The sequence below is a fragment of the Kineococcus sp. R86509 genome (genome assembly GCF_042466365.1).
GTDB lineage: Bacteria > Actinomycetota > Actinomycetes > Actinomycetales > Kineococcaceae > Kineococcus.
The window spans coordinates 1,400,724-1,413,501 of sequence record NZ_JAXHCE010000001.1; the positions used below are offsets into that span (position 1 = coordinate 1,400,724).

The window sequence follows — 12,778 nt, forward strand, 5'->3', positions numbered from 1 at the left end:
CTCAGTGCCCCGGCGTGATCGGGTAGAACCCGGTCCGGCTGCGCTTGCGCAGACACGCGGGACGACCGTCGTCGACGGCGTCGCGGACGCTGCGCAGGACGTCGGCGCAGTGCGCGTCGAGTTCCCGCTCGACCGCGACGGGGTCGACGCTGGAGTGCCACTCCTTCTGCTCCGCGAGGTGGTCGTTGCGGCCGTCCTCACCGGCGACGGTCAGGCCGCGGCGCGCGGCCAGACCGTAGAGGGCGAGGACCTGCTCACCGTGGCGCAGGGCGTAGTCGTCCAGGAACGTGGGCGTCAGGGTGCCCTGGCCGGCGGCGAACTCGAGGTCTCGCAGAACCTGGTGGAGCGGCTTCACGGCGGTCCTCCTCGACCTCGTGGGCACGGCCGGTGGGGCCGTGCACCGGTCATCGGTCGCGGACGTCACGGGCTTGAGCAGCACCGCTCCCGGTTCACCCGTCCGGCGCAGGCGCCCTCAGCGGCCGGCGATCAGGTCGACCTCGACGAGGGCGCCGACGGCCAGGCCCGTGACGCCGACGGTGGTCCGCGCGGGCAGCGGACCCTCGAACCACGTCGTGTACCGCTCGTTGAACGCGGCGAAGTCCTGGTCGAACTCCCGCAGGTACACCCGGACCTGCAGGGCGTCGTCGAAGGTCATGCCGAACTGCGCGAGCACGGCGGCGAGGTTCGCCCGGACCTGCTCGGCCTGCTCGACGACGCCGCCGGCGACGACCGCCCCGGTCGCGGGATCGGTGGGCATCTGACCGGTGACGAAGACCAGGTCGCCCAGGCGGGTCGCGTGCGCGAACGGCCCGACCTGCGGGGGGACGCCGTCGGCGGGGGTGAAGACGAAGGTCTCCTTGCGGCTGACGGGAGTGCTCTCGCTCATGGGAGGGAGGGTGCCAGTCGCTCGACGTGCAACGGCAGCCCGCCCCGCGGGCGCAACGTCACGAGGGCGTCCACGGGTCGCGGCGGGCCCGCCGGAGCGACGGTGTGACCCCGCAGCAACGTCGCGAGGACCAGGACCTCCTCGACGAGGGCGAGGTCGCGACCGATGCACAACCGCGGCCCGGCCCCGAAGGGGACGTAGGAACCCGCCGGGGGCCGGGTCCCGGCCAGGAACCGGTCCGGGCGGAACTCCTCCGGGGCCTCCCAGACGGCGGGGTCGCGGTGCAGCGCCCAGGTGCAGACGATGACGAGCGTCCCGGCCGGGACCTCGACGCCGGCGACGACGTCGTCCGCGAGCGCCTTGCGGGTCACGACCCAGGCGGGCGGGTAGAGGCGCAGCGATTCGTCGACGACGGCGCGCAGCAGCGGGAGGTTCCCCAGGTCCGACCAGCCGGGCTCGCGCCCGCCGAGGGCGTCGGCGAGTTCGGCGTGGACGCGGGCGAGCACGGAGGGGTTGCGCGCCAACAGGTCCAGCGTCCAGGTCAGCGACGACGCGACGGTCTCGTGGCCGGCGACGACGAACGTGACGAGTTCGTCGCGGATCTGCCGGTCGTCCATGCCCGCGGCCAGCATCAGACCGACGACGTCGCGGGGTTCCGCGACGGACCGGGTGCGCCGGCGTTCGACGATGCGGGCGCAGACCTCGTCGATGACGGCGACCTCGCGGGCCAGGCGGGCCCGGGCGGGGGTCGGCCAGGCCGTGGGGACGGGGCTCGCGGCCCGGCGCACCACGAGTTCCAGCGCCCGGCCCACGGCGTCGACCAGCAGGGGGGCGTCGCCGGAGAGGTCCGCGGCGGCGAGGGTGTGGCCCACGACCTCGAGCCCGGCGCGCGAGGTCGCGTCGAGGACCTCCAGGGGCGTCCCGGGGGCCAGCGCGTCGGCCTCGGCGACGAGTCCGCGGGCGGCGTGCACGGCGTGGGCGGCGACGTCCTCGAGGCTGCCGTGGTGGAAGGCCGGCTGGACGGTGCGCCGGTGCTGCTTCCAGACCTCGCCGTCACCGGCGAGCAGACCCGCGCCGGTGACGGTGGCGAGCGCCGAGTACTGGATCGTGGACTTGCCGTAGCCGCGGGCGTTCTCGACGAGGACGCGACGGACGCCGTCGGGATCGGCGAGGACGAGCACCGGGGTCCTGGGCATCGGGATGGTGGCCACCGGTCCGTGCCGGCGGGTGACGTCGGTGAGGAAGAGGTGCGGGGCCCGCATGATCGCGGGGACGGCCCGGACCATGTCCCAGGGCAGCGGCCCCGCGACGTCCAGCGGCGAGTAGCGGTTCAGAGGTACAACCCGGTCCGGCCGTCCTGCTCGCCGGGGGCGGCGACGGCGTGCAGGTCGCGTTCGCGCAGCAGGGTGTAGCCCTTGCCGTGCAGTTCGACCTCGGCCTTGTCCTCCGGGTCGAAGAGCACCCGGTCCCCCTGGGAGACCTGACGGACGTGCGGGCCGACGGCCACGACGGCGGCCCAGGACAACCGCTTCCCCACCGCGGCCGTGGCCGGGATGAGGATGCCGGCGGAGGACTTCCGTTCGGCGGCGTCGTCGGGCAGGACGAGCACGCGGTCGTGCAGCATCCGGACGGGCAGCCCGTCCCGGTCGGTCGTGGAGGGTGTCACGGCGGGAACCGTAGCGCCCCCGGGTCCGTGGGGAGCCGGGGGCGCTGTCGGGGGGTCCGCTCAGCGGCGCTTGCGCACCGCGCGGACGACCAGGAACGTGGTGACGCCGAGGACGGCGACGCCGACGGCGGCGACGCGCTCGACGCGCAGCCCGCCGCGGTGGTCGAAGGCGAAGTCGTTGACCTTGGCCTTCACGCTCGCCAGCGAACGGTCCTTGATGGCCGCCGGAGCGAGTCGCGACGTGAGTTCGTCGATGGTGCCCGCGAGCTGGGCACGACGGGCTTCGACCTCGCGCTCGAGGGCGCGGGGGTCGGTCGTCGTGATCTCGGCCTTGCCGTCGCTGGCCGCCACGGCCACCTCCTGTGTTCGTCCGACGTCGTTCTCGTGCAGCCCGGGCACGACCCGGGGAGGACGTCGTCCTGCTGCGTGTCCCCGGAACCGTACCGGAGCCGGGACCCGCTCTCCTGACGGGGCACGCGGGCGGCGCAGTCGTTATCGTCCGGACATGACCGCCAGACTCTCGCCCGGTGACCTCGCCCCCGACTTCACGCTCCCCGCTCACGACGGCTCGACCGTCTCGTTGCGGTCGCTGCGGGAGGAGAGCGGGGAGCACGTCGTCGTGTACTTCTACCCGGCGGCCATGACCCCGGGCTGCACCACGCAGGCCTGCGACTTCCGCGACTCCCTCGACGCCCTGAACGCCTCCGGCTACCGGGTGCTGGGGATCTCGAAGGACTCCGTCGCGAAGCTGGCGCAGTTCGCGGAACGCGACGGCATCACCTTCCCGTTGCTCTCCGACCCCGACCACCGGGTCCTGGAGGCGTACGGGGCCTGGGGGGAGAAGACGAACTACGGGCGGACCTCGGTCGGCGTGGTGCGCTCGACGGTCGTGGTGGACCCGAAGGGTGTCGTGGAGGTGGCCCAGTACAACGTGCGCGCCACGGGGCACGTCGCGAAGTTGCGCAAGGACCTCGGGCTCGACCAGTAACCTGGCGGGCGAGCGGGAGTGGTGTAACTGGCAGCCACGCAGGATTTAGGTTCCTGTGCCGAGAGGCGTGAGGGTTCGAGTCCCTTCTCCCGCACCGGTGGTGCCGGAGAGGGACCCGAACCGGTCAGGCCTGCAGGGCGGTGAAGACGACGGGGGTCGTCGTCGGCTGCTGCGACCCGTGGGCGGGTTCCACCGAGATCCCGACCCCGTCGGAACTGCCGGCGTCGACGACGGTCGCGGAACTCCCGCCGGTTCCGACGGTGATCATCCCCGCGGAGGAGATCGTGTCGCCGGTGGCGAGCCACAGCTGGTAGCCGCGGCCGTCACCGGCGGCGGGCAGACCGGTCGTCAGCACCCCGAGGCGGCCGTCGGCCCGCACGAGCGTCGCGGTTCCCCCGTCGTTGGCGGCGACGGTCGAGACCACCGCCCCGGGGGTGCTCAGCAGGGACGCGACCTCCTGCCGGGCGGACTGCTCGGCGCTCACGGTCGGCGGTCGGTCGGTACGGGAGGAGACTCCCACCCCGACCCCGGCCGCCGCGACGACGATCCCCGCGGCGGCGACGAGCATGCTCCAGCGCGACGGTCTGCGGGCACCGTCACGACGGTGTGCGCGCCGGGAGCGGGCGACGTCGAGGTCGAGCACCGGGGGCGGCGCGGCGTGTCCGTGGGTCTCCTGTGGCGTCGCGGCGATCGCGTCGAGGACGGACGAACGCAACCGGGCGGGCGGTGCGACGGCCGCACCGAGACGGGAGGCCGTCTCGCGCAGGGCGTCGGCGTCGGCGCGCTCCTCCGGGTGGGAGCGCAGGCGGTCTTCGTAGGCCTCGCGCTCCGCGTCGTCGAGCGCGTCGAGCGCCCAGGCTGCGGCGAGCAAGGGGTCCTCCGAAGGGTCGGTCGGGTTGATCGGGTCGGTGTGGTTGCGGGGGCTCATCGGGCCACCCCCATGACGTCGCGCAGTCTGATGAGACCGTCGCGCAACCTCGTCTTCACGGTGCCGAGCGGCACCGAGAGGTCCTCGGAGATCTCCCGGTGGGTGCGGCCGCCGAAGTAGGCGAGGTCGATGGCCTCGCGCTGCAACGGGCTGAGCGCGTCGAGGGCCTGGCGGACCTCGTCCTGCTCGAGCATCACCACCACCTCCTCGCTCACGCTGTCGTAGGGCGGGATCTCGCGGACCCCGACCTTCTCGTCGCGGTCCGAGCTGGCCTGCGAGGCACGCACCCGGTCCACCGCACGGCGGTGGGCCATCGTGACGACCCAGGCGCGGGCGCTGCCCCGGGTCGGGTCGAACCGGGCCGCGGTCCGCCAGGCCTCCAGGAACACCTCCTGGACGACCTCCTCGGACTGGGCCGGGTCGCGCAGGACCCGCAGGACCGTGCCGTGGACTGCCGCGGCGGTCGCGTCGTAGAACGTCGCGAAGGCGGCCTGGTCACCGTCGGCGGAGGAGGCCAGGGCCGATTCGGCGCTGGTCTCCGCGGCGTCGCGGGGTCTCGAGGTCGTCATCACCGTCACTGTGTCACCCCGGCGGGGGCTCGGCACGCGGTTCCTGCCCGGTGCCCCGGGTGTCGTCCCAGGTGTCTCAACGGGAACCCACCCCGCAGGACCGGGCCCCGAATTCGCTCTCCAGCTCCACGATTCCCCCCAGCGGTCCGGCCGGGGAGGTTCCCTAGCGTTCGAACACCTGGGGTTCGGACCGGAGCACCGGAGGGATTGGTCTGCGGCGCAGGAAGTTCAGACGTTCACTGGACGCTGAGCGTGATCGAGTCGTACCCGCTGGCCCCGTCGGGGGCGGGAGCGGCGACGACGTCGGTCTGGGGCGCACCCGTGCCGTCGGTGGCCCGCACCTGCACCGTGTGACTGCCCTTCTCGGTCGCGTCCCAGTCGTAGACCCACTGGCACCAGGTGTCGGCGGAGGCGGAGGGCAGGACCCGGGCCGGTTCCCACTCCCCCTCGTCGACCCGCACCTCGACGGCGCTGATCCCGCGGTGCTGCGCCCAGGCGACGCCGGCGATCGGGACCCGCCCCGCGCGCACCTTGTCGAAGGAGCGCGGGACGTCGATGCGGGAGGCCGTCTTGATCGGGCCCTTCTCGGCCCAGCCCCGGTCCGTCCAGTACGCGGTCTTCTCGGCGAACCGGGTGACCTCGATGTCGGTGACCCACTTGCAGGCCGAGACGTAGCCGTAGAGACCCGGGACGACCATGCGGACGGGGAACCCGTGCTCGCGGGGCAGCGGCTGCCCGTTCATCCCGACGACGAGCATCGCGTCCCGGCCGTCGGTCACCTCGGCCAGCGGAGCGGAGAGGGTGAACCCGTCGGTGCTGGTGGCGTAGAGCATGTCCGCCCCGGACTGCACCCCCAGCGTTCCGAGCAGGTCGGCGAGCGGGTAGCCGAGCCAGCGGGCGGTGCCGACGTAGTCGCCGCCGACCTCGTTGCTCACGCAGGTCAGGGTGATCCAGCGCTCCCGCAGCGGCATCGCGAGGAGCTGGTCGAAGGTCAGGGTGAGTTCGCGGTCCACGAGACCGTGGACCTTCAGCGACCAGTCCTCGGCCCGCAGGTCGGGCACCACGAGGGCGGTGTCGATGCGGTAGAAGTCGGCGCTCTTCGTCGCGTAGGTGGTGAGCCCGCTGGCGATCGCGTCGCTCGGGTCGATCCCCGCGGGGAGGACCGGCGCCGGATCGGCCGGCGCGGGCAGCACGACGGCGTCACGGGAGATCTCCGCGCTGCGGGTGGCGACGAGCAGCTGCCCCGCGCCACCGCTGGCGGCCGCGACGACGGCGGTACCGCCCAGCAGGACCGCCCGGCGGGGTGGACCGCCCGCGCGGCCCGTCACCCCGGGTCCGGCGAGCCGACGGGTGAGCACGGTGAGCGCGTACGCCCCCGCCGCCGCCCCGAGGACGGAGGGCAGGGGGGACAGCGTCGTCGCGTCCGGCCGGGTGGCCGCCGCGAGCACGCTCACGACACCCAGCAGACCCACGATCCCGACGCCGACCGCCAGCCGTCGCCGGGCCAGGACCCCCGCCAGGGCGGCGAGCAGCACGACCACGACCGTGATCGTCGCGAGCAGGACCACCTTGTCGTGGGTCCCGAAGGCCCGGATGGCGGTATCCTTCAGCCAGGCCGGGACCCGGTCCACGACCGCGTCGCCGACGACGACGAGAGGAGCCGCCGACGGGGAGACGATCCCCGCCACGAGCTGCCCCACGCCGAACGTCAGCCCCGCGCTGAGAACACCCGAGAGCGCACCGGTCCACCGGCGCTTCCCCTCCGCAACGCCGGGTGGTGCGCTCTCCCCCGTGTTCGTGGCTGTCCTCACATCACTGTCCTTCGGAGCCGTGCTCGGGTCGGATTGGTCGCCCGGAGAGAACGTCGACGACGAGGGGGGCCAGGGCCCGGAAGGCCGCCCCGCGGTGGCTGACCGCGTTCTTCTCCGCCGCGGTGTGCTCGGCCAGCGTCCGCTGCGCCCCCTCGGGGACGAAGATCGGGTCGTAGCCGAAGCCACCACCCCCGGCGGTGGTCGGGGTGATCGTCCCGCGCAGCTCCCCGAGCCGGACGGCGGCCGAGCCGTCGGGCAGGGCGAGGGCCGCCGCGCAGACGAACGCCCCGCCGCGGTGCCGCGCGGGGACGTCGGCGATCTGGGCGAGGAGGAGTTCCAGGTTGGCGACGTCGTCGCCGTGCCGGCCCGACCAGCGCGCCGAGAAGATCCCCGGGGCCCCGCCGAGGACGTCGACGCTGATGCCGGAGTCGTCGGCGATCGCCGGGACGCCGGTGGCGGCGGCGACCGCGCGGGCCTTCAGCAACGCGTTCCCGGCGAAGGTCACCTCGGTCTCGGCGACCTCGGGGACGTGCTCGAAGGCGTCGACGGTGAGGACCTCGACGTCGGGCAGCAGCGGCGTGAGGACGGCCCGCAGCTCCCCCACCTTGTGGGCGTTGCGGGTGGCCAGCACGACCCTGCTCATCGGGCGAGCGCCTCCGCCTGCAGCGCGGCGAGGGTGCTCGTGCCGCCCAGCGCGAGGTCGAGCAGGGCGTTCAGCTCGGCGCGGTCGAAGGGCGCGCCCTCGGCGGTGCCCTGCACCTCGACGAACTTGCCGTCGCCGGTCACGACGACGTTCATGTCGGTCTCGGCGCGGACGTCCTCGACGTAGGGCAGGTCGAGGACCGGCACCCCGTCGACGACGCCGACGCTGATCGCCGAGACCGTCCCGGTCAGCGGCTGCCGGGAGGCCTTGACGATGCCCTTGCCGCGGGCCCAGCCGATCGCGTCCGCGAGCGCCACGTAGGCGCCGGTGATGGCCGCGGTGCGGGTGCCGCCGTCGGCCTGCAGGACGTCGCAGTCCAGGACGATGGTGTTCTCCCCCAGCTGGGCGGTGTCGACGACGGCCCGCAGGCTGCGGCCGATGAGCCGGGAGATCTCGTGGGTGCGGCCGCCGATCTTGCCCTTGACGGACTCGCGGTCGCTGCGGGTGTTCGTGGACCGGGGCAGCATGGCGTACTCCGCGGTGACCCAGCCCTGGCCGGATCCCTTGCGCCAGCGCGGAACACCCTCGGTGAACGACGCCGCGCAGAGCACCCGGGTGCGGCCGAACTCGACGAGGACGCTGCCCTCGGCGTGGTCCAGCCAGTTGCGGGTGATGGTCACGGGACGGAGTTCGTCGGCGGCGCGGCCGTCGGCGCGTCCAGAGGTACGGGTCGGGTCAGTCACGAGGCCCACCTTCTCACCGGCGGCTGTGCGCGGCCTGCGCCGGCACCACCCGCCGGGCGCTCAGCGCAGGGCGCCGAGGTAGAGCGGGCCGGTCTCCTCGACGTCCACGAGCTGCGGCCCGAGCTGGGGACCGAGGAAGCGCTGGGCGAGGCGGCGGAAGGCGACGCTGTCGCCGGTGGAGGTGAACCGGTGCCGGGGTTGCGGACGGTCGTCGGGGCGCAGCAGTTCGCGGGTGGCCAGTTCGCGGTAGACGTCGAAGGCGGTCTCCTCGGCGCTGGAGACGAGGGTGACGTCGTCGCCCACGACGCTGCGCAGGACGGCCATCAGCAGGGGGTAGTGGGTGCAGCCCAGGACGAGGGTGTCGACGTCGGCGGCGATCGCCGGTTCCAGGTAGCCCCGGGCGGCGGTGAGCAGCTCGGGACCGCTGGTGATGCCGCGCTCGACGAACTCGACGAACGCCGGGCAGGCCGTCGCGGTGAGGGCCAGGTGCGGGGCGGCGGCGAAAGCGTCCTCGTAGGCGCGCGAGGAGATCGTCGCGCGGGTCCCGATGACCCCGACCCGGCCGTTGCGGGTGGCGCGCACGGCCCGGCGGACGGCGGGCTGGATGACCTCCACGACGGGCACGTCGTAGCGTTCACGGGCGTCGCGCAGCATCGCCGCGGAGGCGGAGTTGCAGGCGATGACCAGCATCTTCACCCCCGACTCGACGATCCGGTCGAGGACGTCGAGGGCGAGGCGGCGCACCTCGGCGATGGGTTTCGGCCCGTACGGGGCGTGCGCGGTGTCGCCGACGTAGTGGACCGCCTCGTGCGGCAACTGGTCCAGCACCGCGCGGGCGACGGTGAGACCCCCCACGCCGGAGTCGAAGATCCCGATCGGCAGGTCCTGCTCGAGGCTCACGACAGCGACCGCACGAGGGTCTCCTGCAGGTGGGTGGTGAAGTCGTAGACCGCCCACGCCCAGCGCGCCGGGTCGTCCTCGGCGAGGTCGGTGAAGGGGTCGCTGTCGTCGCTCACGCCGAGGCGGGTGCCGAGCGCGAGCCGGATGTCGTTGAGCGCGGAGAGCCAGGAGCGCGCGCCGTCGGGGTCGAGCTGGATCCGGCCGCCCTGTCCCTCGACGGGGGCCAGCGAGGCCAGCAGGCTGCTCGCCGCGGCCGCCTTCCGTTCCCGCAGACCGCCTTCGGTGAAGCGGCGGAACTCCGCGGAGGCCGCGGGGTCCTCGTCGCCGTAGGCGTTGGGCAGCAACCGGCGCAGCACCTCGTCCTCGGGCGGGGCGAGCGGTCCGTCGCCGGCGAGGCCGTCGAGGGGCGTGTCGAAGCTCGGCAGGTCGTGCAGACCGAGCTCGGCCTGCAGCGGGTCGACGGGTCGCTGCGGCGCGGGCGCGGGCACCTCGAGGAGTTCGAGGACCTCACGGGCCAGCGAGGCCAGCAGGTCGGCCTCGGAGGGGTGCAGGGTCAGTGAGAAGTGCCCGTGCCGGGTCCGGCGGAAGGTGGCCACGTTCACTCGTCCTTCTGCAGGGTGGCCCACAGCCCGTAGCCGTGCATGGCCTCGACGTCGCGTTCCATCGCCTCGCGGCGGCCGGCGCTCACGGCGGCGCGGCCCTTCTGGTGCACGTCGAGCATCAACGCGTCGGCCTTGGCCTCGGAGTAGCCGAAGTGGGTGCGGAACACGTAGGCGACGTAGGACATCAGGTTGACGGGGTCGTTCCAGACGATGGTGACCCACGGGGTGTCCGGAGCGGTGCCGAGGTCGGTCTCCGGACGCTCGAGCTCGGTGGGAGCGGTGAGGACGACGGGGACAGCGGCGGGCACCCCCGCAGTCTAGGCAACCCCGCGCTCGCTAGATTCCCAGCATGGGGAGCCCCCGCGCGAGCACAGCGCTGCTGACCGACATGTACGAGCTGACCATGCTGCAGGCGGCCCTGGCCGACGGCACCGGCGACCGGCCGTGCACGTTCGAGGTCTTCGGCCGGAGGTTGCCCGACGGCCGCCGCTACGGCGTGGTCGCCGGCACCGAGCGGGTCCTCGACGCCGTGCGCGACTTCACCTTCGACCCGGAGCTGCTGAGCGGGCTGCACGGCGTGCTGGACGAGAGGACGCTGGGCTGGCTGGCCGGGTACCGGTTCACGGGGTCGATCGAGGGCTACGCCGAGGGTGAGCTGTGGTTCCCCGGCTCCCCGATGCTCACCGTCACCGGCACCTTCGCCGAGGCCGTCGTGCTCGAGACCGTCGTGCTCTCGATCCTCAACCACGACTGCGCGATCGCCGCGGCCGCGGCCCGGATGGCGCACGCCGCCGGGGACCGCCCGATCATCGAGATGGGCTCGCGCCGCACCCACGAGCAGGCCGCCGTCGCCGCCGCACGCGCCGCCTACCTCGCGGGGTTCACCTCGACGTCGAACCTGCAGGCCGGCGCGACGTACGGCATCCCCACCTCGGGGACCTCCGCGCACGCGTTCACCCTGCTGCACGACACCGAGGCGGAGGCCTTCGCCGCCCAGGTCGCGGCGCTCGGGGTCTCCACCACGCTGCTGGTGGACACCTACGACATCACCGCCGGCATCGCGACGGCCGTCGAGGTCGCGGGACCGCAGCTCGGTGCCGTCCGGATCGACTCCGGCGACCTGTCCGTGATCGCCGTGCAGGCCCGTGAGCAGCTGGACTCCCTCGGCGCCACCTCCACGCGGATCGTCGTCTCCGGCGACCTCGACGAGTACGCCCTCGCCGCGCTCGCCGCCGCCCCCGTCGACGGCTACGGCGTGGGCACCTCGCTGGTCACCGGCTCCGGCGCCCCCACGGCCGGGCTGGTCTACAAGCTCGTCGAGGTCGAGGGCCGTCCCGTCGCGAAGCGCTCGACGTCCAAGGTCACCCAGGGCGGGCGCAAGGTCGCGATCCGGCGGCACCGGGCGACGGGCACCGCCACCGACGAGGTCCTCGGCGTCGGGTCCGCCCCCCCGCGCGAGACCAACGACCGGCCGCTGCAGATCCCGATGGTCGTGGACGGCGAACGGGTCCCCGCGGACTCCGGCGGCCTACCCGACCTGCATGCGGCCCGCGAGCACCTGCACCGGGCGCTGGTGACGCTGCCGTGGGACGGACTGGCCCTGTCCAAGGGCGAACCGGCGATCCCGACCACCGTGCTGGACGCGAACCGGACGGTGCTGCGGTGACCCGCGCGTTGATCGTCGTCGACGTGCAGAACGACTTCTGCCCCGGGGGTTCGCTGGGCGTGGCCGGCGGTGACGAGGTGGCCGCGGCGATCTCGCAGCTGCTGAAGCAGGACACCTCCGCCGGGCGGGGCATCGGCTACGACCACGTCGTCGCGACCCAGGACTTCCACATCGACCCGGGCGCGCACTTCTCGCCGACCCCGGACTTCGTCGACAGCTGGCCGCCGCACTGCCGGGCCGGCAGCTACGGCGCGCTGCTGCACGACAACCTCGAGACCCGACGGATCGAGGCGGTCTTCCGCAAGGGGCAGTACAGCGCGGCCTACTCGGGGTTCCAGGGCACCACGAGCCGGGTCACCGAGGAAGGTGGCGAACTGGACACCGGGCTCGCGGACTGGCTGCGCGCCCACGAGGTCACCGAGGTCCACGTCGTCGGGATCGCCACCGACCACTGCGTCCGGGCGACCGCGCTGGATGCGGCGGCCGCAGGGTTCAGGACGACGGTGCTGCTCGGGCTGACGGCCGGGATCTCGGCCGCGACGGTCGAGCCCGCGCTGGCGCAGTTGCGCAGCGCGGGCGTCGCCCTCGTCGGGGAACCGATCCTCGGGTAGTCGTCCCCGGTGGTGCTCCTAGCGCTTCCGCACGACGACGGTGCGGCCCATCTTGTCGTGCAGGGCCTGCTTGCGCTGGTCCCAGCACGGCCAGAGGAAGTCGATCAGGGAGTAGAACGGCACGACCTGTCCCAGCAGGTCGCACCCCAGCCAGCGGATGATCGCCTGACCCCACGACGGCAGCCCGGGGCGCTGCCAGTCCCGGACCCGCAGCCGGAAGAGCAGCTTGCCGGGGGTCGCCCCGGCCAGCCGCACGGTGAGGATCGTGTAGACGGCACTGACGGCCAGCAGGATGAACGTGGCCGTGGAGGCGGCGCCGCTGCGGGTGGCCTCGACGATCAGCGTCGACCCGCGCTCCGGGTCTCCCGCCATCCACACGTCGAAGGCCGACCGGACCTGCGCGTCGATGGTCTGCAGGGGTGACCACGCCGCGATGGTCCCGATGACGCCGAGCAGGATCCAGTCGACGATCCGGGCCAGCAGCCGGAACCCCAACCCGCCCAGCGCCTGCCCGTCGGGGGTGGCGATGGCCTTCACCCCGGGCACGGGGTACTGCGAGGGCGGGTACTGCTGGTGCGGTGCGCCGTAGGGGCTGCGGGCCTGCTGCGGCGCGGTCGGGGCCTTGCTGAGCCAGGGCTGCGGGGGGCTGGTGGTGGCGGCCCGGTGGACGTGCTCGGTCCAGCGCCCACCGTCCCACCACCGCAGCGCGTCAGGGGCGAAAGGATCCGGGTACCACCCGGCCGGCGTGCTCATGGTCGTCAGCGT

General features: G+C 73.7%; 17 protein-coding genes and 1 tRNA gene. 4 read left to right on the forward strand and 14 right to left on the reverse strand.

The window, feature by feature from the left end:
• Position 1 precedes the first annotated feature (1 nt).
• From SJY07_RS06645 to SJY07_RS06665, 5 genes are all read right to left on the reverse strand, one after another.
• On the reverse strand, positions 2–355 hold the full coding sequence (locus SJY07_RS06645) for a hypothetical protein (RefSeq protein ID WP_328295036.1): 354 nt from the start codon (positions 353–355) through the stop codon (positions 2–4).
• A 117-nt stretch (positions 356–472) separates the two neighbouring features.
• Positions 473–886 (reverse strand): RidA family protein, encoded by a 414-nt coding sequence (locus SJY07_RS06650; protein ID WP_380157902.1) that lies wholly within the window; start codon positions 884–886, stop codon positions 473–475.
• Entirely contained in the window at positions 883–2,220 is a 1,338-nt protein-coding gene (locus SJY07_RS06655; RefSeq protein WP_380162196.1) for a cytochrome P450, read from the reverse strand. The genes SJY07_RS06650 and SJY07_RS06655 overlap by 4 nt, the downstream gene beginning before the upstream one ends.
• Entirely contained in the window at positions 2,217–2,510 is a 294-nt protein-coding gene (locus SJY07_RS06660) for a GroES family chaperonin (RefSeq protein WP_380162198.1), read from the reverse strand. Before SJY07_RS06660 ends, SJY07_RS06655 begins: the two co-directional genes overlap by 4 nt.
• Positions 2,511–2,612: 102 nt before the next feature.
• Positions 2,613–2,903: a DUF3618 domain-containing protein gene (locus SJY07_RS06665; RefSeq protein WP_328295033.1), complete on the reverse strand. Its 291-nt coding sequence runs from the start codon at positions 2,901–2,903 to the stop codon at positions 2,613–2,615.
• A gap of 154 nt (positions 2,904–3,057) precedes the next feature.
• Here SJY07_RS06665 and bcp point away from each other — a divergent pair, with 154 nt between their 5' ends.
• Together bcp and SJY07_RS06675 are read left to right on the forward strand one after the other, a co-directional pair.
• Positions 3,058–3,540, forward strand: a complete 483-nt coding sequence (gene bcp, locus SJY07_RS06670) for a thioredoxin-dependent thiol peroxidase (protein WP_328295032.1) — start codon at positions 3,058–3,060, stop codon at positions 3,538–3,540.
• Between the two features lie 12 nt (positions 3,541–3,552).
• A tRNA-Leu gene (locus tag SJY07_RS06675) sits at positions 3,553–3,634 on the forward strand.
• A gap of 30 nt (positions 3,635–3,664) precedes the next feature.
• On the opposite strand, the gene SJY07_RS06680 is transcribed toward SJY07_RS06675, so the two are convergent.
• The 8 genes from SJY07_RS06680 to clpS all read right to left on the reverse strand — a co-directional run bounded on the left by SJY07_RS06680 (position 3,665) and on the right by clpS (position 10,044).
• Positions 3,665–4,468, reverse strand: a complete 804-nt coding sequence (locus SJY07_RS06680; RefSeq protein WP_380157904.1) for an anti-sigma factor domain-containing protein — start codon at positions 4,466–4,468, stop codon at positions 3,665–3,667.
• The gene (sigK, locus tag SJY07_RS06685; RefSeq protein ID WP_328295030.1) at positions 4,465–5,037 is read right to left on the reverse strand and encodes an ECF RNA polymerase sigma factor SigK; all 573 of its coding nucleotides are present in this window, start codon (positions 5,035–5,037) and stop codon (positions 4,465–4,467) included. The genes SJY07_RS06680 and sigK overlap by 4 nt, the downstream gene beginning before the upstream one ends.
• Before the next feature lie 236 nt (positions 5,038–5,273).
• A complete protein-coding gene (locus tag SJY07_RS06690) occupies positions 5,274–6,848 on the reverse strand; it encodes a molybdopterin-dependent oxidoreductase (protein ID WP_328295029.1) in 1,575 nt (524 codons plus the stop codon).
• Between the two features lies 1 nt (position 6,849).
• Positions 6,850–7,491 (reverse strand): RdgB/HAM1 family non-canonical purine NTP pyrophosphatase, encoded by a 642-nt coding sequence (gene rdgB, locus SJY07_RS06695; RefSeq protein ID WP_380157907.1) that lies wholly within the window; start codon positions 7,489–7,491, stop codon positions 6,850–6,852.
• A complete protein-coding gene (gene rph, locus SJY07_RS06700) occupies positions 7,488–8,234 on the reverse strand; it encodes a ribonuclease PH (protein WP_380157909.1) in 747 nt (248 codons plus the stop codon). The genes rdgB and rph overlap by 4 nt, the downstream gene beginning before the upstream one ends.
• A 60-nt stretch (positions 8,235–8,294) precedes the next feature.
• Entirely contained in the window at positions 8,295–9,134 is an 840-nt protein-coding gene (gene murI, locus SJY07_RS06705) for a glutamate racemase (RefSeq protein WP_380157911.1), read from the reverse strand.
• Positions 9,131–9,730: a DUF2017 domain-containing protein gene (locus tag SJY07_RS06710; RefSeq protein ID WP_328295025.1), complete on the reverse strand. Its 600-nt coding sequence runs from the start codon at positions 9,728–9,730 to the stop codon at positions 9,131–9,133. Before SJY07_RS06710 ends, murI begins: the two co-directional genes overlap by 4 nt.
• Positions 9,731–9,732: 2 nt before the next feature.
• Complete coding sequence (gene clpS, locus SJY07_RS06715) at positions 9,733–10,044, reverse strand: ATP-dependent Clp protease adapter ClpS (protein WP_328295024.1); 312 nt, start codon at positions 10,042–10,044, stop codon at positions 9,733–9,735.
• A 41-nt stretch (positions 10,045–10,085) separates the two neighbouring features.
• Between clpS and SJY07_RS06720 the strand changes: the two genes are divergently transcribed.
• Positions 10,086–11,402, forward strand: coding sequence for a nicotinate phosphoribosyltransferase (locus SJY07_RS06720; protein ID WP_380157914.1), 1,317 nt, complete (start codon positions 10,086–10,088; stop codon positions 11,400–11,402).
• The gene (locus SJY07_RS06725; protein WP_328295022.1) at positions 11,399–12,013 is read left to right on the forward strand and encodes an isochorismatase family protein; all 615 of its coding nucleotides are present in this window, start codon (positions 11,399–11,401) and stop codon (positions 12,011–12,013) included. The genes SJY07_RS06720 and SJY07_RS06725 overlap by 4 nt, the downstream gene beginning before the upstream one ends.
• Before the next feature lie 18 nt (positions 12,014–12,031).
• On the opposite strand, the gene SJY07_RS06730 is transcribed toward SJY07_RS06725, so the two are convergent.
• Entirely contained in the window at positions 12,032–12,766 is a 735-nt protein-coding gene (locus tag SJY07_RS06730) for an RDD family protein (protein WP_380157916.1), read from the reverse strand.
• Between the last annotated feature and the right edge of the window lie 12 nt (positions 12,767–12,778).